The organism is Colwellia sp. MB02u-10 (assembly GCF_014077185.1).
Taxonomy (GTDB): Bacteria; Pseudomonadota; Gammaproteobacteria; order Enterobacterales; family Alteromonadaceae; genus Cognaticolwellia.
Map to the genome: position 1 here is coordinate 77,490 of NZ_JACGVK010000133.1, position 23,164 is coordinate 100,653.

20 protein-coding genes are annotated in these 23,164 nt (G+C 41.7%); 1 reads left to right on the forward strand and 19 read right to left on the reverse strand.

The features are described from left to right. Positions 1–113 precede the first annotated feature (113 nt). The 3 genes from secA to H4J59_RS15255 all read right to left on the reverse strand — a co-directional run bounded on the left by secA (position 114) and on the right by H4J59_RS15255 (position 3,781). Positions 114–2,792 (reverse strand): preprotein translocase subunit SecA, encoded by a 2,679-nt coding sequence (gene secA, locus H4J59_RS15250; protein WP_182240787.1) that lies wholly within the window; start codon positions 2,790–2,792, stop codon positions 114–116. 139 nt (positions 2,793–2,931) lie between these two features. Next, positions 2,932–3,036 (reverse strand): hypothetical protein, encoded by a 105-nt coding sequence (locus H4J59_RS19505; protein WP_259369559.1) that lies wholly within the window; start codon positions 3,034–3,036, stop codon positions 2,932–2,934. 22 nt (positions 3,037–3,058) lie between these two features. Next, positions 3,059–3,781, reverse strand: coding sequence for a M23 family metallopeptidase (locus H4J59_RS15255; RefSeq protein ID WP_259369553.1), 723 nt, complete (start codon positions 3,779–3,781; stop codon positions 3,059–3,061). 76 nt (positions 3,782–3,857) lie between these two features. Between H4J59_RS15255 and H4J59_RS15260 the strand changes: the two genes are divergently transcribed. Further along, positions 3,858–4,319, forward strand: a complete 462-nt coding sequence (locus tag H4J59_RS15260) for a DUF721 domain-containing protein (RefSeq protein ID WP_182240789.1) — start codon at positions 3,858–3,860, stop codon at positions 4,317–4,319. 616 nt (positions 4,320–4,935) lie between these two features. On the opposite strand, the gene lpxC is transcribed toward H4J59_RS15260, so the two are convergent. From lpxC to mraZ, 16 genes are all read right to left on the reverse strand, one after another. Next, positions 4,936–5,853 (reverse strand): UDP-3-O-acyl-N-acetylglucosamine deacetylase, encoded by a 918-nt coding sequence (gene lpxC, locus H4J59_RS15265; RefSeq protein WP_182240791.1) that lies wholly within the window; start codon positions 5,851–5,853, stop codon positions 4,936–4,938. 136 nt (positions 5,854–5,989) lie between these two features. Beyond that, positions 5,990–7,153, reverse strand: a complete 1,164-nt coding sequence (gene ftsZ / locus H4J59_RS15270; protein WP_182234188.1) for a cell division protein FtsZ — start codon at positions 7,151–7,153, stop codon at positions 5,990–5,992. Positions 7,154–7,265: 112 nt separating this feature from the next. After that, a complete protein-coding gene (ftsA, locus tag H4J59_RS15275; RefSeq protein ID WP_182240793.1) occupies positions 7,266–8,501 on the reverse strand; it encodes a cell division protein FtsA in 1,236 nt (411 codons plus the stop codon). Between the two features lie 5 nt (positions 8,502–8,506). Continuing rightward, positions 8,507–9,274, reverse strand: coding sequence for a cell division protein FtsQ/DivIB (locus H4J59_RS15280; RefSeq protein ID WP_259369554.1), 768 nt, complete (start codon positions 9,272–9,274; stop codon positions 8,507–8,509). Between the two features lie 15 nt (positions 9,275–9,289). Further along, complete coding sequence (locus tag H4J59_RS15285) at positions 9,290–10,228, reverse strand: D-alanine--D-alanine ligase (RefSeq protein WP_182240797.1); 939 nt, start codon at positions 10,226–10,228, stop codon at positions 9,290–9,292. After that, positions 10,225–11,631 (reverse strand): UDP-N-acetylmuramate--L-alanine ligase, encoded by a 1,407-nt coding sequence (gene murC, locus H4J59_RS15290; RefSeq protein WP_259369560.1) that lies wholly within the window; start codon positions 11,629–11,631, stop codon positions 10,225–10,227. The genes H4J59_RS15285 and murC overlap by 4 nt, the downstream gene beginning before the upstream one ends. Before the next feature lie 74 nt (positions 11,632–11,705). Then, the gene (murG, locus tag H4J59_RS15295; protein ID WP_182240799.1) at positions 11,706–12,812 is read right to left on the reverse strand and encodes an undecaprenyldiphospho-muramoylpentapeptide beta-N-acetylglucosaminyltransferase; all 1,107 of its coding nucleotides are present in this window, start codon (positions 12,810–12,812) and stop codon (positions 11,706–11,708) included. Beyond that, positions 12,805–14,067 (reverse strand): cell division protein FtsW, encoded by a 1,263-nt coding sequence (gene ftsW / locus H4J59_RS15300; protein ID WP_182240801.1) that lies wholly within the window; start codon positions 14,065–14,067, stop codon positions 12,805–12,807. Before ftsW ends, murG begins: the two co-directional genes overlap by 8 nt. Continuing rightward, complete coding sequence (murD, locus tag H4J59_RS15305) at positions 14,067–15,461, reverse strand: UDP-N-acetylmuramoyl-L-alanine--D-glutamate ligase (protein ID WP_310733205.1); 1,395 nt, start codon at positions 15,459–15,461, stop codon at positions 14,067–14,069. The genes ftsW and murD overlap by 1 nt, the downstream gene beginning before the upstream one ends. Before the next feature lie 10 nt (positions 15,462–15,471). Beyond that, entirely contained in the window at positions 15,472–16,554 is a 1,083-nt protein-coding gene (gene mraY, locus H4J59_RS15310) for a phospho-N-acetylmuramoyl-pentapeptide-transferase (RefSeq protein WP_182136598.1), read from the reverse strand. Next, positions 16,554–17,954 (reverse strand): UDP-N-acetylmuramoyl-tripeptide--D-alanyl-D-alanine ligase, encoded by a 1,401-nt coding sequence (murF, locus tag H4J59_RS15315; RefSeq protein ID WP_182240803.1) that lies wholly within the window; start codon positions 17,952–17,954, stop codon positions 16,554–16,556. The genes mraY and murF overlap by 1 nt, the downstream gene beginning before the upstream one ends. Then, the gene (locus H4J59_RS15320) at positions 17,951–19,564 is read right to left on the reverse strand and encodes a UDP-N-acetylmuramoyl-L-alanyl-D-glutamate--2,6-diaminopimelate ligase (RefSeq protein ID WP_182240805.1); all 1,614 of its coding nucleotides are present in this window, start codon (positions 19,562–19,564) and stop codon (positions 17,951–17,953) included. The genes murF and H4J59_RS15320 overlap by 4 nt, the downstream gene beginning before the upstream one ends. Next, entirely contained in the window at positions 19,557–21,320 is a 1,764-nt protein-coding gene (locus H4J59_RS15325; protein WP_182240807.1) for a penicillin-binding transpeptidase domain-containing protein, read from the reverse strand. The genes H4J59_RS15320 and H4J59_RS15325 overlap by 8 nt, the downstream gene beginning before the upstream one ends. Before the next feature lie 15 nt (positions 21,321–21,335). After that, complete coding sequence (gene ftsL / locus H4J59_RS15330; RefSeq protein ID WP_182240809.1) at positions 21,336–21,650, reverse strand: cell division protein FtsL; 315 nt, start codon at positions 21,648–21,650, stop codon at positions 21,336–21,338. A gap of 15 nt (positions 21,651–21,665) precedes the next feature. Then, a complete protein-coding gene (gene rsmH / locus H4J59_RS15335; RefSeq protein ID WP_182240811.1) occupies positions 21,666–22,607 on the reverse strand; it encodes a 16S rRNA (cytosine(1402)-N(4))-methyltransferase RsmH in 942 nt (313 codons plus the stop codon). A gap of 50 nt (positions 22,608–22,657) precedes the next feature. Further along, positions 22,658–23,116 carry a division/cell wall cluster transcriptional repressor MraZ gene (mraZ, locus tag H4J59_RS15340; protein ID WP_182183959.1) on the reverse strand — a complete coding sequence of 153 codons (459 nt, stop codon included), beginning with the start codon at positions 23,114–23,116 and terminating at the stop codon, positions 22,658–22,660. Positions 23,117–23,164 lie beyond the last annotated feature (48 nt).

Here is a 23,164-nt window from a genome sequence, read left to right on the forward strand (position 1 = left end):
GTGCAGCTATGAATGGCTAGAAACGGCCATATGATCCTGACATACCCTTCATCCTGAAAATAAAAATGCCAGTCAAGTGACTGGCATTTATCAACAATTTACTTGTTGAGTGCTTAGGTTAATTTACCGTGGCACTGCTTATATTTTTTACCTGAGTTACATGGGCAAGGTTCATTTCGACCCACACGTGGCAAGGTTGCTTGTTCTGGCGCTGAAGCTGATTCATGCTTAAACTCTTTTGGCAATTCATCGGCTTTTCTATGTTGCTCTTCAACGGCTTCAACATCAGATTCTGCCCTAATTTGCACCTTGCTTAAGATACCAATAACGTCGTATTTTAAGTTATCAAGCAACTCAGCAAACAGTTCAAACGACTCACGTTTAAACTCTTGTTTCGGGTTCTTTTGCGCGTAACCACGTAAATGAATACCTTGACGTAAATGATCCATCGCCGCTAGGTGCTCTTTCCAATGCGAGTCTAAGCTTTGTAACATAACAGCTTTTTCAAATTGACGTAAAACCTCAGCACCCACCATTTCTTCTTTGGCTGCATAACTTGCATCAACTGTATCTAAGATTTTTTCACGTAAAGTATCTTCATGCAAATTACTGTCTTCTTCTAGCCATTTTGCAATCGGTAGTTCAAGCGTAAGTTCGCCTTTAAAGCGCTCTTCTAAGCCAGTAATATCCCACATTTCTTCTAACGATTGTGGCGGAATATGTTGTCCAATTAGGCCATTAACTACGTCAGCGCGGATCGCGGTAATCACGTCAGCAATATCGGCTTCATCCATTAATTCATTACGTTGTTCGTAAATAACTTTACGTTGATCATTTGAAACATCATCAAATTCAAGTAATTGTTTACGAATGTCAAAGTTACGACCTTCTACTTTACGCTGCGCGTTTTCAATGCTCTTAGTTACCCAAGGGTGTTCAATAGCTTCGCCGTGCTCCATGCCAAGTTTACGCATCATGTTGCCGATACGCTCTGAAGCAAAAATTCGCATCAAACTATCTTCCATTGACAGGTAAAAACGTGTTGAACCCGCATCACCTTGGCGACCCGAACGACCACGCAATTGGTTATCAATACGACGAGATTCATGACGTTCTGTCGCAACAATGTGCAAACCACCGGCTGCTAATACTTTATCATGCTCTACTTGCCAAGCCGCTTTAACTTCAGCAATTTTATCTTCACTTGGATTATTTAACTTTTCAAGCGTAGTGGTCAAGTTACCACCCAGTACTATATCGGTACCACGACCCGCCATGTTAGTGGCAATAGTTACTGCGGAAATTTTACCGGCATCAGCAACAATTTCAGCTTCTTGTTGATGAAATTTAGCATTAAGTACTTTGTGCTTAATTTTTTCTTTCTTTAAGAATGACGACAGAAATTCTGAGGTCTCAATACTGATGGTACCCACCAACACTGGCTGGCCACGTTTAACACAATCTTTAATGTCTTCTAAAATGGCTTCAAACTTTTCTTCACCTGTTAAGTAAATTAAATCAGGTAAATCTTTACGTACCATTGGCTGGTTTGTTGGGATAACTACGGTTTCTAAAGCATAAATATGATTAAACTCAAACGCTTCAGTGTCGGCAGTACCTGTCATTCCTGACAGTTTATTATAAATGCGGAAAAAGTTTTGAAAGGTAATTGACGCCAGTGTTTGATTTTCATTTTGAATATCTACACCTTCTTTTGCTTCAACGGCTTGATGTAAACCTTCTGACCAACGACGACCTTCCATTGTACGTCCGGTATGCTCGTCAACAATAACAATTTCGCCGTCTTTGACGATGTAATCTACGTCTCTTTGAAAGAGCTTATGTGCACGTAACGCGGCCATAACATGGTGTAATAAGGTGATATTTGCCGCTGAGAAAAGTGAATCTCCTTGCTGCATCAAGCCTTTTTCGAGCATAATTTCTTCGATATGAACTTGACCAAGCTCGGTTAAATAAATTTGCTTGGCTTTTTCATCGATAGTGAAGTCGCCGGTGCTTTCTTCACCTTCTTTATCTTCTTCTTCTTGTTGTACTAGTGTGGGTACAACGAGGTTGATATTACGATAAAGCGCTGAGCCATCTTCTGCTTGGCCAGAAATAATGAGCGGTGTACGTGCTTCATCAATTAATATCGAGTCGACTTCATCGATAACCGCAAAATTTAACGGTTTTTGTGCCCGCTCTTCTGGTGAAAAGGCCATGTTATCACGCAGATAATCAAAGCCGAATTCGTTGTTAGTACCGTAAGTCACATCCGAATTATAAGCGGCTTGCTTATCTTCTGGTGCCATACCCGCGACATTACAACCAACCGTCATACCTAAAAATTCAAATAATGCCCGATTCCAATCGCCATCTCGCTTAGCAAGATAGTCATTGACCGTAATTACATGCACACCTTTACCGGTTAGTGCATTTAAATAAGACGGTAAGGTGGCGGTAAGTGTTTTACCTTCACCGGTACGCATTTCCGCTATTTTACCAGAATTTAGCACCATGCCACCGATCATTTGCACGTCAAAATGACGCATACCAAATACCCGTTTACTCGCTTCGCGTACTACCGCAAAAGCTTCAGGAAGAAGAGCGTCAAGCTCTTCGCCTTGTGCAATACGTTCTTTAAACTCAGGTGTTTTTGCTTTTAGTTCTTCATCACTGAGTGCTTCAAAAACCGGTTCTAGGGCATTAATCTTACTTACTTCTTTCTGCATTTGTTTAAGCAATCGATCATTTCGACTACCAAACAGTTTCGTCATTATATTTACAAACATCGTGTTAAACCATATTGAGAAGAATATCTTCAACTGAAAATAAAATGATCGGTTGAGCCGATCACATAAACTTGCTTAGTATTGTAATGCCAGTTCTATTTTAAACAACTGAAATTAGAGCAAAAGTTATTATTTTGCATTATTTTTCTTTGCGATAAACATATTTTTTTGGATCTATCTTTCGGTTATTACATAAAATTTCGTAGTGTACGTGCAGTCCTATCGAGCGCCCTGTACTGCCCATTCTTGCAATAACTTGACCTTTGTTAACCACTATCAGCAAAAGATACTGCTATGGTTTTATTATGATCGTAGCGAGCTTTTAAACCATCACCATGATTAATCTCAATTAAATTACCATAACCGTAACGAGAACTTGCCCAACTTACCACACCTGATGCCGTGGCAATAATGTCATCATTTTCACTGCCCGCAAAATTAACACCTTCATGCATGGCAGGTTTACCATTAAAAGGGTCTTTACGTAGTCCGAAATACGATGACAACCAACCTTTAGTCATTGGTCGACCAGATAAATACCAAGTATTCTCTATATGGTGTCCAAAACTAACAGATTCAAGCATTTTTAATTGTTTTTCTTCATGTTCGAGTGTTTCTGCTAATGTGTCTATACCTTGGCTCAATTCGACTAAACTTTTTTGCTTAACACTATCGGCCTGATACATTGGGCCACTGCTAGGCGGCGCTTGTTGAAAATTAAACTCATTGCCTGGAATGCTAGCGTCTTCTGCTAAGCGATCGCCTAAAGCATTTAACCTTAACACTTGGCTTGGTAATTTAGCCAATTTCATGGTTACTGCGGTTACTTGACTGTTGGCTTTAGGGTTATCAATAGTGGGTAAACTTGACAGGAGATAAGCCGGATTTTGTGGCACATCATCTGCTGAAGAAATTAAATGCACAATGAGTCCAGAAACCAAGGCAAGGGTAACGATAGCAGATAACCAATGCTGCTTATTTAGCTTCATTGAAAATCTAACGTTCTTTCCGCGGTATAGTAATGTTAAACTCATATTTCATTTATCGTTTGTTCAGAGCTGACTTATGGCACGAAAATCTAGAATCCCCACAGACATGTCAGCGCTGTTTAATTCAACGTCAGGCACTTTGGCACAAATAGCCGCAAAAACCAACTCTTTAACCGTATTGTCGGACATTGTACGCCAAATTTGCCCCGACCTACCAGCCGATGTCTTCAAAATAGCTAATTTCAAAGCCAATGCCATTATTATTGAGGTAAAGTCTGCTGTTTGGAGCCAACGTTTACAATTTGAAAGAATGAATATTTGCCGCGAACTTACCCAAGTAACCAATAATGAGTTTAATCAAATAGAGATAAAGATCACCCCTTTTCGGAATAAAGTGCCTGAAAAAACGGTTATCCCCAACGCTATTAATTCAACAATTTCAGCCGCTACTGCCGCAGATTTATTAAAAATAGCGGCAACTGCGCCCGAGAGTTTACGTAAAAAACTCGAAAAACTGGCTGCACACGCTAATAAATAGTTTGATATAGGCAACTTAGCCATCACTTTTAGGAATGTATTCTAGCCATAGTTTGTTGCAGTAATAACACTGATAAAAGCAATAAATGTTATATTTCTTTGTCCTATATCCAGTAACATTGGCTGTTCAGCTGCCACCGTTAAGACATCAACTGAGGGATTAAAGTCCAGCCTACGAACGGCTACTCGGTATTTTGAATCTTGCAGGTGATATTGTAGTCTTGAGTGAGCTTTTGTAGGTCGGACTTTAGTCCGTCAACCGTTCAGTGACCACATAAACTGATGTTCAAAAATCCAACAAAGCAGTAAAATAACAGCAGTTTTCTTTTAGTTGGCATTGTCAGCTAAAAAATCAAAGCTATTCATAGCTCAGCATTTATGTCGTCAGACTGGTAAAATTTAGCCATATCTATGCCTCCTTCACAGATATGTCAACGCGACATACCCTTCATCGACGTGAATGGCTGCACTAACGTTGTGGAGCTAGGTTCTTACACGGATATAAGTCAGTAGAGTGATGCAGAAGTAATTACCGAGATGGCTATGAACATCTGAACATAAAAAAACCAGTACAATGACTGGTTTAATTTATGGGGTTTTACGATTAAGCGGTGCTATTAAAAAGCAGCCGCATTAATCTCTTGAAATTCAATAGGTGATTCAACCGTATCTTCGTACGTAACCCATTCAAAACAATCAACTTGTTTAAATACTTCGCGTAACAACATGTTATTGAGAGCATGGCCAGATTTAAAGGCATTTAATTCACCTAAAATACTCACACCACCCATATACAAGTCGCCAATGGCATCAAGAATTTTATGTTTTACAAATTCATCGTCATAGCGCAGGTCATCTTTATTAAGCATACGGTATTCATCTAACACGATGGCATTTTCTAAGCTGCCACCCAAGGCTAAATTGTGAGAGCGTAAAAACTCAATGTCTTTCATAAAACCAAAAGTACGCGCACGGCTAATTTCTTTGATAAATGAACAGCTTGAAAGGTCCATACTCATCGATTGACAAGTATTTACAATCACAGGGTGTTCAAATTCAATAGCAAAATTGACTCGAAAGCCTTCATAAGGCTTAAGTTCTGCCCATTTATCGCCTTCTTCAACACGTATTGCTTTTGTAATACGTAAAAAACGTTTAGCAACATTTAACGTTTCAATGCCAACCGACTGAATTAAGTAAACAAAGGGTAAAGCACTACCATCCATGATTGGAATTTCAGATGAGTCAACCTCAACAATAAGGTTGTCAATACCTAAGCCTGCAACAGCAGAAAGCAAGTGTTCGACGGTGGAAATCTGAACACCTTGCTCATTCACTAAACACGTACATAAGGTAGTTTCACCCACAGCTTCCGGTGTCGCGGGGATATCGACAACGGGATCTAAATCAACTCGGCGAAAAATAATACCGGTGTTAGCAGGTGCAGGACGGAGAGTAATCTGCACCTTTTCACCTTTATGTAGCCCTACACCAATAGCAGAGACACTTTCTTTTAACGTACGTTGTTTAATCATAAATAGCCTTCTTAAGCCTATATTTTTATATTAATTAGCCGCCACTGGATATGCGGAGACGTAATATATCAAAAAAGCCTAACAAAATCAAAATTCCAAATTTTTAGCATTATTAAATTAGCTTCACTAACAAGTACTAATCTGCTTGTTTGCGTAAAAATGCTGGAATATCTAAATAATCATCAAGCTCTGTTGCTGTCACTCTTTGCGCTTGAGCATTTGCTTCTGGCATAGTGACCGGGTTTGACGATAACTCTGGCTGAGCGCTTGGTGTATAATCACCACCAACCACTTGTGGCTCTGCTATCGGTGTTGGGTTAACTAACGTAATATCAGGCTTGCGATCAGCACCAATACCCGTAGCAACAACAGTGACTCGTAGTTCATCTGTCATTTCCGGGTCAATAACTGCACCAACAACAACCGTAGCGTTTTCAGAAGAAAAGGCTTTAACGGCATTACCAACAGTTTCAAACTCATCAATACTAATATCCATACCGGCTGTAATATTAACCAATATGCCACGAGCTCCTGCCAAATCAACGTCTTCAAGTAATGGACTTGAAATTGCAGCTTCTGCTGCCTCTTCTGCACGATCCGGACCTGATGCTGTACCTGAGCCCATCATTGCCGTGCCCATTTCAGACATCACGGTTCTAACATCGGCAAAATCAACGTTTATGAGTCCCGGACGAGTAATAAGTTCAGCAATACCTTGAACTGCGCCTAATAAAACATCATTGGCTGCTTTAAAAGCATCTAACAAACTGGTACCAGGCCCTAATACTTTTAATAGTTTCTCATTAGGAATAGTGATCAGTGAATCAACACTTTTTGATAAAAACTCAATGCCTTGGTCGGCATAATTCATCCGTTTTTTGCCTTCAAATGGAAATGGCTTAGTCACTACCGCAACGGTCAAAATACCCATTTCTTTCGCTATTTCAGCAACCACAGGCGCGGCGCCTGTTCCTGTACCTCCGCCCATACCTGCCGCGATAAACACCATATCTGCACCTTTAAGTGCTTCTTTGATGGTTTCTCTATCTTCTTCTGCACTAAGACGACCAATTTCAGGGTTAGCGCCAGCGCCTAAGCCTTTGGTAACATTATGGCCTAGCTGCAAAGTCACATTGGCGCCCGAATTGCGTAATGCTTGTGAATCAGTATTTGCGGTGATAAATTCAACACCTTCTATGGTTTGTAACACCATATGTTCTACCGCATTGCCGCCACCACCACCAACACCGATGACTTTGATGATTGCTTCTTCGTTATGATCTTCCATTAATTCAAACATTTTATTATCTCCAATTTTTGTTACGTTTTGTTCCACCAAAACTCTTTTTACTTTCTAAGACCCATGCCATGAAATGATTGGCACTGATCTAACTAGCCGCCAAAGCAGCTAATTAAAATTCACCTTTAAACCAAGCAAGTACTTTAGAGCTGATGCTCTTGACTGATTCACTTTTCTTTTGCTCTTTATTTTTTTGCTGATGAGCCTGCATACCATAATGCAGCAAGCCAACCACCGTTGAATATGTGGGGTCGTTTACATACTCTTTCAATCCACAGACATCAAAAGGCTTGGCAACGCGTACTGGCATTTGAAACACTTCTTCTGCAAATTCAACCACACCTTCCATTTTGGCTGTACCACCTGTTAACACGTAACCGGCAGCAATTTGATCTTCTAAACCAGATTCACGTAATTCTTCTTGGATCAGTTCAAATAATTCCTGATACCTAGGCTCAACAACTTCTGCTAATGTATGACGTGACATAGACCGCGCAGGACGTCCACCGACACTAGGGACTTCAATATTTTCTTCCATACTGACCATTTGGCGTAATGCGCAAGCATACTGAACTTTAATATCTTCCGCGTGGCTTAATGGCGTGCGGAAAATTTTTGCAATGTCGCTAGTCACTTGATTGCCCGCTACGGGAATTACCGCGGTATGGCGTAAAGCTCCGCCGGTAAAAGCCGCGATATCCATGGTCCCTGCGCCCATGTCAACAATACAAATACCCAGCTCTTTTTCATCATCTGTTAATATTGCATAGCTAGAAGCCAGCGCTGAAAAAATCAGCTGATCAGCTTTTAAATCGCAACGTTCAACACATTTAACAATATTTTTTGCCATGTCATTGGCACAAGTCACGATATGAACTTTCGCTTCCATGCGTACACCTGACATACCAATCGGGCTTTTAATGCCGTCTTGACAGTCAATGCTGTATTCTTGTGGCAAAACATGTAACATCCGACGTTCTGCAGAAATAGGTACTGAACGGGCGGTATGAATAACGTTATCAACGTCATCTTGCATAACTTCTTTGTCGTTAATGGGCACCATACCGTTCTCGTTTTGACAACTAATATGCTTACCGGAAATACCCAAATATACCGAGGTAATATGGCAGTCAGCCATCAATTCGGCTTCATTAATAGCCCGTTGAATTGACTGAATAACTAGGTTTAAATCATTAACGCCACCTTTATCCATACCACGTGCCGGTTGATTACCAACACCAACAATACTCAGCTGGTTGTCAAGCGTGATTTCACCAACCGCTACTGAAATTTTTGACGTTCCAATATCTAATCCAACCACTAAATTTCTTTCAGTTATTTTTGGCATTAAGGCTAAACTCTTTCTTTATTATTCGCGGCTTTCCAACCAACGGCTAGACCAGTATCGTATCTAAGATCAACATAATCGACTTGTTGACCCTGCTTTTTATTCAATTTAATTTCCGGATAAATGTCCATAAAACGCTGTATGCGTTCTACACGATTATCACGTCCTAAATTAATGGTGACACCATCATTTAAGATTAACTGCCAAGCAAAACGCTCAGTTAGTACTAATTCATCAATAGCTAGTTGGCTAAAATCTAATAGCTTGTTCAAGTTTCTAAAGTTTTTTAAGGCTATTTGTTCACTGCCTTCTGGACCAAAAAATGCCGGTAACTGTTTGACTAGACGCTGCACATCAGCCTGAAACGCGTTGCCATTAGCATTAAGGAGAAAATCACCATTCCAGTGGGCAATAGGCTTTTGGTCAACAACATAAATTTTCAATTCATCAGGCCATTTTTTCCGCACTGAAACGGAATAAACCCATGGCAACTTAGCCACTTTTTGCTGAACATCGTTGACATCTAAGTTGAAAAAATTGCCTAAATTCACTTGTTCTATCGCACGTTCAATATCTAAACGCGTGGTATATGGCATTTCACCGGCAATCGCAATTGAGGTAACCGGCGCTGACGCTTCTGAACTTAAATTTTTGTTCAGAAAGATACCGAAGGATAATATAGCGACAATAACAGCAACGAAAAACGCAACGCCTAGCCAAAATGACCAGTGTAAGTTTGCTAATTCTTCCTTTAAAGGCAGTTGTTTGTCCATTGCCGCAACCATATTTTACAAAGCCCCTTGTGCGCTTATAGCGACAATTTCTGTCACTAATTCACTAAAGCTTAATCCGTGAACTTTAGCGGCTTTGGGTACTAATGATGTTTCTGTCATACCAGGTACTGTGTTAACTTCCAATATCTGCCATTGATTTTGGTCATTGCGCATAATGTCTACCCGGCCCCAACCTTTTGCACCAGTTGCATTAAAAGCTCTCAAGGCAATATTTTGTACCTCTGCCTCATCATCTGCTGATAATGAACACGGACAATGATACTGCGTACTAGTTGATTTATATTTCGCATCGTAGTCATAAAAATCGTGCGGCGTTTCCATATGAATCACTGGCAAAGGTGTTTGGCCCAGAATGGCGACGGTATACTCAGGGCCTTGCACCCAAGCTTCTACTAATACTTGTTGGTCGTAGTTAAACGCGGCCATAAGTGCCTGATGCAATTCTTCGCTATTATTGGCCTTTGACATGCCAATACTTGAGCCTTCATTGGCAGGTTTAACCATAACAACAGCGCCTAACTGCTGTGAAATTTTTGCCGCGTCACCCGTTTGATAGTCAGTCTTACTGACAATGGCAAAGGCAGGCGTAGGTAAGTTCATCGCTTGAAATACTTGCTTACTACGAATTTTGTCCATTGATAGTGCAGAGCCAAGCACATCAGAGCCTGTGTAAGGTATATTCATATATTGCAGCGCACCTTGCACACAACCGTCTTCGCCACCACGACCATGTAAGGCAATAAAAACACGGTCAATATCGAGTGTTGCTAAATCACTTAAGCAATAATCTTGGGTATCAATTAATTGCACATTAAAACCGGCTTCGGTTAAGCCTTTTGCAACCGCTTTACCAGAATTTAGCGATACCGCTCTTTCTGCTGATGTACCACCATATAAGACGGCTAACTTTTGCTCTATTAAAGGCTTTATCATAGTGTCACCGTTAATATCTTATCTGTCGCTAAATTAACGGCAATAGCACCGATATTTCCAGCGCCTTGCGTAATAACCATATCGTTGTCACGTAACTGTGCTGCCAATAATTCAGCTAATTTGTCACTGTCGCTGACATAAATCGGTTCAATTTGGCCGCGTTGACGAATACTGCGCGCTAAACTTTTACTATCGGCGTTAGCAATCGGCGTTTCACCCGCACCATAAACATCAAGTAAAAATAAGCAATCTACCTCAGATAACACTTCGACAAAGTCTTCATAAAGATCACGAGTACGCGAATAGCGATGGGGTTGAAATACCATCACCAGTCGTTTTTCAGGCCAGCCATTTCGTATTGCCGCTATAGTGGCTTTAACTTCTGTTGGGTGATGGCCATAATCATCTATGAACATCATTTCGCCTTGCTCAGTGCGTAAAGCTGGCAATTGTTCAAAGCGTCGACCAATACCAGCAAAGTTTTGTAAAGCTTGCTGGATAGCGTTATCGGCAACACCTTCATCAATGGCAACCGCCACACCTGCTAAGGCGTTTAAAACATTGTGCTCACCTGGCAAATTAACGCTAATGGCTAAGGGTGCATGGTCTTTGCGCTCAACAACAAATGAACTAACACCGGCTGATTGTTGATATTGCGTGGCTCTTACATCGGCATCTTGACAAAAACCATAGGTAATAACCTGGCGACTAATGCGCGGTAATAATTCTCGCACTGCTGGATTATCTAAACACACTACGGCTAAACCATAAAAAGGTAAGTTGTGGAGAAACTCGATATAGGTGTCTTTAAGTTTCTCAAAATCACCTTGATAAGTCTCCATATGGTCTTCGTCAATATTGGTGATCACAGAAACCATAGGTTGTAGATGTAAGAAAGACGCATCGCTTTCATCAGCTTCTGCGATCAAATAACGGCTACTGCCTAAACGCGCATTGGTACCCGCGCTATTAAGTAAGCCACCAATCACAAAAGTGGGGTCTAAATTTGCCTGAGCAAAAATACTGGCAATTAAACTCGTAGTAGTGGTTTTACCATGGGTTCCCGCAATCGCAATACCGTGGCGAAAACGCATCAGCTCTGCCAACATTTCAGCACGACGCACCACAGGAATACGTTGTTGATGTGCAGCAAGTAGCTCTGGATTTTCAGCATTAATCGCTGTTGAGACCACAATAACACTCGCATCGTTTACGTTATCTTGATGATGACCTAAGGTGATTTTTGCACCCAAGGATGTTAGGCGCTTAACGACTTGGTTTTCACCAATGTCAGATCCGGTAATTTGATAGCCTTCATTTAACAAAACTTCAGCGATACCGCCCATACCCGCACCACCAATACCCACAAAGTGTATGGTTTTGACCCGACGCATTTCCGGCATCCTGTTACTGGCATTATTTGATGCTGTATGGCGTAATTTTGTATGGCTGTTACTTGCTGTTGTCATTGCTTTACTCATGTTTTTGCCACCTCAATACAAGCTGTTGCCACCAGGTTAGTGGCGTCAGCATGGGCAGCGTTGTGTGCAGCTCTAGACATCTGCTGCAGCACTTTATCGGATATAAACAAACTATTAAGCATTTGTCCTAGTGTTGTGCCGTTAAATTCTTTTTGGGCAATTAACTTTGCCGCCCCACAGTTAACCAGATACATAGCGTTCTTGGTTTGATGATCATCAACCGCATGCGGCAAAGGCACAAATATAGCGGGCTTTGCTGCCATCGCTAATTCAGACACAGTGAGTGCCCCCGCTCGGCAAATAACTACGTCAGCCCATTTATAGGCTGCTGCCATATCATCAATAAACTCTGTTACCTTAACCTTCTCTTCTGGTAAACCGTAATCTTGATAACTTTTTAATACTGACTCTTCATTACCGCCACCGGTTTGATGCCACACATCAATACTTTGTACTTTAATTTGCTTCATCGCTTGTGGCACAACATCGTTGAGTATTTTCGCACCTAAACTGCCACCAACCACTAATACTTTTTTGCTGGTTGCCGGTTTTTCAGGCATCACATTTTCAATGGCGATAATATCGCTACGCAATGGATTGCCGACCACCTTTGAGGTGACTCGATTGCTAAATGCGCCCGGAAACGCGCTTAATGTTCTGGTGGCTAGGTACGAAAGAAAGCGATTACTCATGCCCGCAACGGCATTTTGTTCATGTAATACCAAAGGAATACCTAATAACCATGCTGCCACACCACCCGGTGCACTGGCATAGCCGCCCATACCCAGCACCACATCAGGCTTAACCTTGCGCAGTATTTGAATTGACTGCAGGACAGATTGCAAAATTTTAAACGGTGTTTTCAACCACGTTTGCCAGTTTTTATTACGCACGCCAGCCATATTGATAAATGAAATGGGAAAACCATTTTTTGGTACCAATTCTGCCTCCATACGCTCAGCGGTGCCAAGCCAATGGATGTTCCAGCCTTGTTTTACTAAGGCTTGCGCAACCGCAATACCTGGAAATATATGACCACCGGTTCCACCTGCCATCACTAGCAGTGTTGGGCGCTTTACTTCATGACTTGTCTGTTCAGTCATTTTCGCTCTCAATAATTTTTGTTTGATGCACTTTTCTGGGTTTCTTTTTGGTGTCTTTATGATCACCAGTCGTGCGACTAGTGGCTTGAATACTTTGCAAGCGAATTTCGTGGTCAATGCGAATCAAAATCACTACAGCAAGAGTCATAATAATCATTGAACTACCACCATAACTGATCAGCGGCATTGTTAAGCCTTTGGTTGGTACTACGCCTGCACTGGCGCCGATATTAACCGCTGCTTGAAAGCAAAACCAGATGCCAATGGCATAGGCAAAAAAACCTTCAAAATACTTTTCTTGATTAATCGCTTTTCGACCTAGCAGTAAAGCTTTAAAAACCAAGGTCATACTTAACAGTAAAATAACACTAATACCGACAAAACCAAACTCTTCTGCCAGCACAGCCATAACAAAATCAGTATGTGCCTCAGGCAAATACTCTAATTTTTGTACACTATTACCTAAACCTTGACCAAATATTTCACCGCGACCATAAGCCATCAGTGATTGAGTTAACTGATAACCACTACCAAAAGGGTCTTTCCATGGGTCGAGAAAGCCGGTTACCCGTGCCCAACGATAAGGCGAGAAATACGCTAACATGGTCAATAAAGTGATACCCACACCTGAGATAGCAATAAACTGCCATAATTTTGCACCGGCTAAAAACAACAAACCAAACGTGGTAACAAACATCACAATAATGGTGCCTAAATCAGGCTGCATTAATAACAAACCGCTTAATAGGCCAAAAACCATTAAAGGCTTGGCAAAGCCTTTAATATTTTCCATTACCTCATTACGGCGCCTAACTAAGTAAGCAGACAAATAACAAAAGAAAAAAAGTTTAGCCGGCTCTGCGGCTTGTACCGTTATCGGTCCGACGCTAATCCAACGGGTAGCACCATTAACATTTCGGCCAACAACTAAAACAACCACAAGTAAAAAAACAGAGATTAACAGCAACTTACTGCTATATTGATGCCAACGATACATAGGTATTTGCAAGGTAAAGCCGGCAACACCCAGACTAAGTATGATATAAATAATATGGCGGACAATAAAATGAAACGGGTTGTCAAATAAACGTTCAGCAATGGGCATTGATGAACTCGCCACCATAATTAACCCTATGATATACATACTAAACGCAAGCATTATGTAGCTACGGTCAAAGGTCTCTACGCTTCTTTCCTCGGCTTGCAACCATGGCGGTAAGGCCCATTGTGATAAATTAGCAAAGAATAACGACATTACCTTTGCTCCTGATGCGTTAATACTGAGGTGATAAATACCACGCCCCGTTCAACATAGTTAGCAAACATATCTAAACTGGCACAGGCGGGGGAGAGTAAAACCATATCGCCGGCCTTTGCCTGTGTTCTGGCCAGTGTTACTGCCGCGGCTAGCGAATCAACGTGCGAGGTTTTATCGCCTTGGCTTGGTAATCTTAACGCGGCAATAGCAGGTCCGTCTTTGCCGAGCGTGATCAAGTAATCTACGTGTTGAGTTAATGCTTGAGATAATGGAGAAAAATCAGCACCTTTACCATCACCGCCGGCAATTAAAATCAGTTTATTCGCGGCTAAGGTGGGCGCTAATCCTTCAATGGCGGCCAGTGTGGCGCCAACATTGGTGGCTTTTGAGTCATTAATCCAACGAATACCATCGTTTGTTTCAATCAATTCACAACGATGTGCTAAGCCTTTAAAGGTCATTAAACTGGCCAACATAGCTTTTAAATCCCAACCAGCGCATTTTCCTAACGCCAATACGGCTAAATAATTTAACGCATTATGAAGACCTTGTAATGGCAATTCAGCTAAAGAACATAATGCCTGCTCACCTAACATTAAGTAGCTGATACCCTGATGGTCTGCAAGACCAAAATCACCGTTGTGTGCGGGTTCGCTACCAAAACTTAACCGCTGACTATCGCTATAGCAGGCTTTAGGCAAAGTAGCTTTGTCATCACGATTATAAAGCGCATAGCTACAGTCTTGATAAATGCTTTGTTTGATTGCGCCATAATTTTCAAGGGTTAAGTGACGATCTAAATGATCGTCACTTAAGTTCAATACGGTGGCGGCCAGTGCCTTCATACTTTTTATTGTTTCAAGCTGAAAACTTGATAGCTCTAACACAATAAAATCGGCAACTTCTTGATCTATCTGATCCAGTACGGGCAAACCAATATTGCCACCTAACTGCACGCGGTAACCTAAGGCATTACCAACATAATTTAACATTGAAACAACAGTAGATTTACCATTGGAGCCAGTAACCGCTAAGATCGGCGTATCACTTAATCGGCAAAACAATTCAATATCACCAATAACATCACAATTTTCAGCCATGGCGTTACGAATAGCCGGCTCAGCCATATTAATGCCTGGGCTAACAATCAAAATATCGGCTTGGGCTATTAATGCTTGCTCCCAACGGCCAAGCACTAAGGTATTATCAGCAAATTGCTGTTTAAAATCACCGGGAGAAATAGGCATTGCCCGACTGTCATTTACAGCAAAAGAAATTTGATGGCGATGTAAAAAGCGCGCGCACGACAAGCCCGTGATCCCAATACCTAAGATCACGATTCGCTTATTGGCTAATTGCGTCGTTACCGACTGGTGCAATTGTTTATTCACGCGTTTATTTTCACCTTAATTTCAAGGTTGCTAATCCAACCAAGACTAAGACTAAAGAAATTATCCAAAAGCGCACAATCACTCTTGGCTCGGGCCAACCTTTTAACTCATAATGATGATGAATGGGCGCCATACGAAAAATTCGTTGCCCACGCAACTTGTATGAGCCTACCTGCAAAATAACCGAAAGCGTTTCTATCACAAAAACGCCGCCCATAATAAATAGCACTAACTCTTGCCTAACTAAGACAGCAATAACGCCTAGTGCAGCACCTAAAGCAAGCGAGCCAACATCACCCATAAAAACTTGCGCAGGGTAAGTGTTAAACCATAAAAAACCTAAACCAGCACCAACAATAGCGGTACAAACCACCACAAGTTCACTGGCTAAAGCAATGTGTGGAATATGTAAATACTCAGAAAAATTGGCATTACCTGTCATATAAGCAAATATCGCAAACGCCCCTGCCACCATAATAGTTGGCACAATCGCTAAACCATCAAGACCGTCTGTTAAGTTAACGGCATTACTGGTACCAACAATCACGAAATAGACTAAGCCGATATAGAGCAAGCCTAACTGTGGCAACACATCTTTAACGAAGGGAATTAATAACGTGGTTTCTTCAGGGCCTTGAGCAAACTGGTATAAAAATATAGCGGTGGCTAAGCCGACTACGGTTTGCCAAAAATACTTCCAACGGGCAATTAACCCATTGGAGTCTTTGCGAATAACTTTACGATAATCATCAACAAAACCAATCAAGCCAAAGCTGACCAACACAAACAACACCACCCAAACATAGGTATTGGTTAAGTCAGCCCACAATAAAACACTGACCACAATTGACGCTAAGATCAGGAGCCCGCCCATGGTTGGCGTACCCGATTTTACTAAATGACTTTCTGGACCATCGTCACGAATCGTTTGGCCGATCTGCATATTTTGCAGGGCACGGATCAATTTAGGACCAAAATATAACGAGATAATCAAGGCGGTAAGCGTTGATATGATCGCTCTAAAGGTTAAATAAGAAAAAACATTAAAGAATGAATAATACGGGGTGAGATACTCACCTAACCAAAGTAACATTATGCCTGCTCCTGCATAGTCTGACTGTTATGCCATTTAATAATATCAGCCACTACGTATTCCATATGAGCACTGCGCGAACCTTTAACTAATAATGTCACTTGCTGTTCTTCACCTTGAAGTAACTGTTGTAAACGTGACATGAGTTTTTCTTTGCTACTAAAATGTTGTGCCTGTGTATTGCGCCCTCGATAAAAAGCGTCAGAGGCATTTTGACTTAATACGCCTAAGGTTAACAAATCATCAATCTCTTTACTTTTTGCATGTTCACCCACTTCTTGATGGTAACGACGTGCTTCACCACCTAATTCCCCCATATCACCGAGAATAAGTATCCTGCGCCCTGGGTAGCTCGCCAATAAATCTGACGCGGCATTGATTGATTCAACATTGGCGTTATAGCTATCGTCGATCAGCTTAATTTTGCTACTCAGTTGATGTAGATTCAAACGCCCTTTCACCGCAGCCATAGCAGCTAAACCCAAGCGAATATCATCTAAACTGGCACCAAACTCTAACGCTATCGTTGCAGCCGCAACCGCATTACAAACGTTATGATGGCCTGGCACAGTGAGTTCAATATAAGTATTACCGATTGGCGTTATTAACTGAAAACTCGCACAGCCGTTATCATCTAAAACTTCTTGATGACTATAACAATCTGCACTGCCTTGACAGGAAAAACGCCGTACTTTTTTGTCAGTTAAGCGCCATTGCCACTTATCCGCCCACGGGGTGTCTTGATTATAAATCGCCACACCACCGGCGCTTAAGCCAGAAAAAATTTCACCTTTAGCTCGGGCGACGCCACATAAATCGCCAAAGCCTTCTAAATGGGCCGCGGCGATATTATTAATCATGGCAACATCTGGCTTGACCAGCGCCGCAGTATAAGCAATTTCGCCAATATGATTAGCGCCTAATTCGACCACCGCAAAGTCATGTTTTTGCTCTAGTCGTAATAAGGTCAACGGCACACCGATATCGTTATTAAAATTTCCTTTTGTGGCTAGCACATTGCCTAAACGATTTAAAATCGCTGCCACCATTTCTTTTACCGTGGTTTTACCGCTACTGCCGGTGATTGCCACGGTTTTTGGCGCCACTTTTGCTTTAACATAAGCCGCAATGTCGCCTAGTGCTTGATGGGTGTCTTTCACCACTATTTGCGCAATATTAAGCTTGTCTTGAGCTTGCTGAACAATAATAGCGCTACAGCCAAGTTCGCTGGCTTGAGTTAAAAATTTGTGACCATCAAAATTTGGTCCGTGCAAGGCTAAGAAAACATCACCGGCCTTTAATGCTCGACTGTCGGTACTAATGGCATTAATGGTGAGGTTTTCACCGATTAACTGGCCATTAACGGCTTGCGATAACTCAATTAAGGATAACGAGATCATAACGTTAGCTCTTTTTCTAGTGAGTAGAATGCTTTGACAATGGCGCGTTCATCATAATGACGTTTTTCATTGCCAAAAATGATGTAGTCTTCATGGCCTTTACCAGCACAAAGAATGACATCATCAGTATCGGCTTGTTTTAATGTCATTAATACCGCGGTTTTTCTGTCTAATATTTTTTCAAAGCGAGCGGTTTTTCCTAAGCCAGCAATAATATCGGCGGCAATAGCCTCAGGGTCTTCGCTGCGTGGATTGTCGTTGGTAATTATGATGTGATCAGCTTTACTTTCTGCCACCTTCGCCATCAATGCCCGCTTACCCACATCACGATCACCACCACAGCCAAACACTAGCCATAACTTGCCATGGCAGTGCAAGCGACAGGCATCTAACGCACTAGATAATGCGTCAGGGGTATGAGCATAATCGACCACAGTGGTCGCTTTACCCACAGACGAAAAGGCTTCCATACGACCCATAATCGGCACTAGTTGCCTAATCGCGCTAGCAATAGTGGTTAGTGCTATATTTTCAACCATCAATACGGCAATCGCCGCTAATAGATTTTCAACATTAAAGTCACCTAACAACTGACTACGAATTTCGACTTGGCCTTGCTCAGTGTTGAGCGTGAAACTCACACCCTTAGTGTGATGCTCAACATTAAGTGCTTGGGCAAAGCGCGGACAGTTAGCGATATTTTTACCTCGGCCATAAAGCACAACAGGCTGTAATTTTGGCCAATGGGCTAACCAACTTTGTGCTTGTGGGTCATCACCATTAATAACCGCCACTTGCTTACTATCACAGGTAAATATTGCTCGCTTAGCCGCTGCGTATTCGGTCATGGTTTGATGATAATCTAAATGATCACGGCTTAAATTAGTGAAAACTGCGGTGTTAAATAGGCTTGCACTGACGCGTTTTTGCGCTAAGGCGTGTGATGATACTTCCATTGCTACATCGGTAATTTTTTCTTCCACAAAGAGCGCCAGTAGTTGATGCAGCTCTGTCGCACTTGGCGTCGTGTTTTCAATGGTTTTTAAATGCGCAAGCTTGCCAGCACCATTAGTGCCGATAACCGCACAATTTTTCTGACAAGCATCTAATAGATTGGCAATAATTTGGCTGGTACTGGTTTTGCCATTAGTGCCGGTAATACCAATGACATTTAAATATTGCTGGGGCGCGTTATAAAACGCTTTTGCTAGCTCGAATAACTCATGGTTAAGTTGATAGTAACTTAACAGGGGTATCGCATTACCTGATGCCTGTTGACACCAAGTGAGTTGTCCATGTTCTGATGACTCTGTAGTTTCTTGCAATATCATCGCACAATTTTCGGCCAGCGCCTGAGCAATATATTCGCGGCCATCGCGTAAGCTGCCAATAACTGCACAGAATACATCACCGGCAATAAGTGCTCGTGTATCGTTGACTAAATTAGCCTTAGTAGCACTAGCTTGCTGACTGAAAAGCGCTTTAAGTTGGGTTAAATCATTTGCTGTTAGCGATATTTCACCCAAGCTTAATACTGCTTCTATAGCAGCAAAGTTTTTAGCCTCAAGGTTTACAGCTTGATTTGAAACCGTTAAAGCGTGATCAGACATGGTCACGCTCCTTAGATGAACTTTTCGCTTTTTGCTCTGCTTGCACAGACGATACTCGAGTGTTGTCATCAGGCGGTACATTAAGTAGTCGTAGTGTGCCCTTCATAATTCGTGAAAAAACTGGCGCAGCCACTTCACCGCCGTGATATAAATCACCGCCTGGATCGTTAATCACCACTACCACAGCAATTTCGGGATCTGATATCGGTGCTATACCGGCAAACAGGCCAACATAATCATCACCATAACCACCAGCAAAGGCTTTAATCGCTGTGCCGCTTTTACCACCAACACGATAACCATCAACTTTTGCAACGGTATAGTGTTGATTAACCACATTTTCCAACAACTCGATAACATTTTGACTATTTTCAGCTGAGAAAATACGTTCATGTGTTTGCTTCGCTACCGATGCTGCATCTTGCTTTAAAATCGTTAAGGGCATTTTAATACCGCCATTGGCTAATGTGGTATAAAAACGCGCCAACTGAATAGGGGTAATGGCTACGCCGTGGCCCCAAGACAAAGTAGCTAACTCAAATTTTGACCAACGCGGCCTATCGTGCATCATGCCCGAACTTTCACCGACCAGGCCAGTACCTGTTTCTTCAGAAAAGCCCGCGTCAAAAAATTTATCGATAAGGTAATTTTTTGGTACAGATAACGCCAACTTAGTGGTGCCGATATTAGAAGAGTGTACTAATAATTCTGAGAGGGTAATTTTGCCAAGATAACGTGGATCAGAGACACGACTGCCACCTAAGCGCATCCAACCGGGATAAGTATCAATAATGCTATCTTTTTTTATACTGCCAAATTCCAAGGCTGTTAATACCGTTAGTGGCTTCATGGTTGAACCCGGCTCATAGATATCGGTAATAGCACGGTTACGAAAACGATGAGTGGCAACACCAGAGCGATTATTTGGGTTATATGACGGGCTGTTAACTAGCGCTAAAACTTCACCGGTATTGACATTGGTGACCACTGCCGAACCTGATGTAGCTTTAAAAGCCTTCACTGCGCCCTTTAATTCACGATAAGCGAGTGTTTGAATACGTTGATCTATACTCAAGGTAATTTTTTCTGGTGGCGTAACCGCTTTGACTGATAATATTTCTATTTTTCGACCTTTGGCGTCTTTACGATATTGTTTCTCGCCATTTTCGCCCGTCAGCAGTTGATCATAAACCCGCTCAACCCCTTCAATGCCTTTATCATCAACATTAGTGAAGCCAACAAGATGAGCACTTATTTCACCCGCCGGATAAAAGCGTTTAGATTCTTTGCGCAAATGAATGCCAGGAATTTTCAATTCTTGAATGTAAACAGCCATAGCGGGAGCAACTTTACGTTCAATATAAACAAAACGTTTACTTGGGTTTTCAGTTACCCTTGCTTTTAATTCACTAACGTCTTGGCCCAAGACATCAGCCAAAGCCTGCCAATGTTTTGTCATAGACAAGGCATTAGTATCAAAAATAATTTTAGGATCAGCCCAAATTGTTTCTACTGGTACACTGATGGCTAATTCATGACCATTACGGTCAACAATCGAGCCCCGTTGCACCGTTTTAGTATTAGTACGCAACGAGCGATTGTCGCCCTGTTTTTTCAACATGTCAGGTTCAAACACTTGAATGTAAGCTGTACGGGCCATCAAGCCAGCATAAATAAGCACAACAGCAGCTAGCACAACGTAAAAACGCCATGCTACCGTGTTTGGATTAAGTTGTGCTGGTTTTTTCATTGCCATACCCGTGGTAATAAATCATGGTAATTTAATAATAACTTCCGAGTTTGCATCTGGCCTTGTCATATTAAGTTGCTTTGCTGCGCTGCTTTCTATCGCGCTGTGTTCGGCTAAGCTGTTTTGTTCTAGTATTAAGTTTCGCCATTCAATTTCTAAGGCGTCACGCTCGGTTAATAAAACTTCAATTTTACTGGTTGTTTGTCGATTTAAGTGGGTAAAATAAATAACTGAAAACGCTGATATCAACACCAATAATAAAACGCCATAAACGGCTAAATGGCGTTGAATGTCATGCCAGATATCAAAAAATAACACCACTTTTTTGGTTGCCATACTAACGCACCATGATTAGCGCGCCAGTCTCTGTGCAACCCTTAATACTGAGCTGCGAGAGCGAACATTCTCTTCCACTTCATCTTTACTGGGCTTTAACCTGCGGCCAATTAAGCTCAAGTTTTTACCCTTGTTCAATTCTTCTTCGCTAATGGGTAGACCCCGTGGCACTTTTCTACCTTGCGAATGCTTTTTCATAAACTGTTTCACTAACCGATCTTCGAGCGAGTGAAAGCTAATCACAACCAAACGACCATCGGTGGCCAATACTGATAAAGACGCAGACAATACTTTTTCAATTTGCTCTAACTCACTATTAATATAAATGCGAATCGCTTGAAAACTACGTGTTGCAGGATGCTTTTTCATTTCTCTTTGTGGTGCTGTTTTCTTAATTAACTGCGCTAATTGTCCGGTACGTGTCAGCGCCGTTTCTTCACGCTCGTCAACAATGGCATTAGCAATTCGCCAAGCATGTTTTTCTTCACCAAAGGTTCTTAGCACCCAAGTAATATCTTCAACGTCGGCCACTGCTATCCACTCGGCAGCTGTTTGCCCACGTGTGGTATCCATTCGCATATCGAGTGGGCCGTCTTTCATAAAACTAAAACCACGTTCTGCTTCATCAAGTTGCGGAGAGGACACACCAAGATCAAGTAAAATGCCGTCTATTTTTTCAGTTAACTCATGCTTCTCAACAATCATCTGTAAATCAGCAAAACCGTGATGTTCGATAATAAAACGCTTATCGTCGGCATATTTTTTTGCCGCTTCTATCGCGCTTAGGTCTCTGTCTATCGCGATCAAGCGCCCGTTAGGACCCAAATTATCAAGAATTAAACCTGAATGTCCGCCACGACCAAAGGTACAGTCGATATAAGTACCCTCTGGTTTTATCGCCAATCCAGAGATTGACTCGGCCAGTAAAACTGAAATATGTGCATTATCATGTTGCATTATAAATTTATCAACGCCATCTAGTTATCTTATTTTCATTGAACGATTTATCATAAAGATAAATCAAGTAATCGGTCAGTGAGCTCTATTTCACCTGACTGAATTTGTGCAATGCCTTGCTGCATTTGGTTTTGCCAAGCGCTATCATTCCAGATTTCAAACTTTCTCAACTGACCTACCAACATCAAGTTTTTTTTCAAACCTGCATGTTGGCGCAGTGGGCCATTAATTAATAAACGGCCACTTTTATCGATTTCGCAATCTGAGGCATTACCTAATAACACTTGTTGTAATAAACGCTCTTGTGGATTCATACTCGACAATTCACAGAGCTTTAATTCTATTTCTTCCCATTCGGGTAGTGGATATAACAATAAACACGGATGTTGAATATCTACAGTGCAGACCATTTTTCCTTGGCAATCAGCAAATAGCTCCTCACGATACCGAGTAGGTATAGTGATTCTATTTTTGCTGTCGAGTGTTATTGCACTAGTGCCTCTGAACATAATCCACTTTATTATCCACTTTAATTGTGTTCGGATCACCTGCGATCC

Bases quoted from the DNA above. Each gene is read 5' to 3' on its own strand.
- mraY (WP_182136598.1), bottom strand. From the start codon at position 16,554: ATGTTACTTTGGTTAGGTGAGTATCTCACCCCGTATTATTCATTCTTT.
- H4J59_RS15260 (WP_182240789.1), top strand. From the start codon at position 3,858: ATGGCACGAAAATCTAGAATCCCCACAGACATGTCAGCGCTGTTTAAT.
- ftsZ (WP_182234188.1), bottom strand. From the start codon at position 7,153: ATGTTTGAATTAATGGAAGATCATAACGAAGAAGCAATCATCAAAGTC.
- H4J59_RS15320 (WP_182240805.1), bottom strand. From the start codon at position 19,564: ATGTCTGATCACGCTTTAACGGTTTCAAATCAAGCTGTAAACCTTGAG.
- H4J59_RS15285 (WP_182240797.1), bottom strand. From the start codon at position 10,228: ATGATAAAGCCTTTAATAGAGCAAAAGTTAGCCGTCTTATATGGTGGT.
- secA (WP_182240787.1), bottom strand. From the start codon at position 2,792: ATGTTTGTAAATATAATGACGAAACTGTTTGGTAGTCGAAATGATCGA.
- murC (WP_259369560.1), bottom strand. From the start codon at position 11,631: ATGCCGGAAATGCGTCGGGTCAAAACCATACACTTTGTGGGTATTGGT.
- ftsW (WP_182240801.1), bottom strand. From the start codon at position 14,067: ATGTCGTTATTCTTTGCTAATTTATCACAATGGGCCTTACCGCCATGG.
- H4J59_RS15325 (WP_182240807.1), bottom strand. From the start codon at position 21,320: ATGGCAATGAAAAAACCAGCACAACTTAATCCAAACACGGTAGCATGG.
- mraZ (WP_182183959.1), bottom strand. From the start codon at position 23,116: ATGTTCAGAGGCACTAGTGCAATAACACTCGACAGCAAAAATAGAATC.
- ftsL (WP_182240809.1), bottom strand. From the start codon at position 21,650: ATGGCAACCAAAAAAGTGGTGTTATTTTTTGATATCTGGCATGACATT.
- ftsA (WP_182240793.1), bottom strand. From the start codon at position 8,501: ATGCCAAAAATAACTGAAAGAAATTTAGTGGTTGGATTAGATATTGGA.
- H4J59_RS15280 (WP_259369554.1), bottom strand. From the start codon at position 9,274: ATGGACAAACAACTGCCTTTAAAGGAAGAATTAGCAAACTTACACTGG.
- H4J59_RS19505 (WP_259369559.1), bottom strand. From the start codon at position 3,036: ATGGGCAGTACAGGGCGCTCGATAGGACTGCACGTACACTACGAAATT.
- rsmH (WP_182240811.1), bottom strand. From the start codon at position 22,607: ATGCAACATGATAATGCACATATTTCAGTTTTACTGGCCGAGTCAATC.
- murG (WP_182240799.1), bottom strand. From the start codon at position 12,812: ATGACTGAACAGACAAGTCATGAAGTAAAGCGCCCAACACTGCTAGTG.
- lpxC (WP_182240791.1), bottom strand. From the start codon at position 5,853: ATGATTAAACAACGTACGTTAAAAGAAAGTGTCTCTGCTATTGGTGTA.
- murF (WP_182240803.1), bottom strand. From the start codon at position 17,954: ATGATCTCGTTATCCTTAATTGAGTTATCGCAAGCCGTTAATGGCCAG.
- H4J59_RS15255 (WP_259369553.1), bottom strand. From the start codon at position 3,781: ATGAAGCTAAATAAGCAGCATTGGTTATCTGCTATCGTTACCCTTGCC.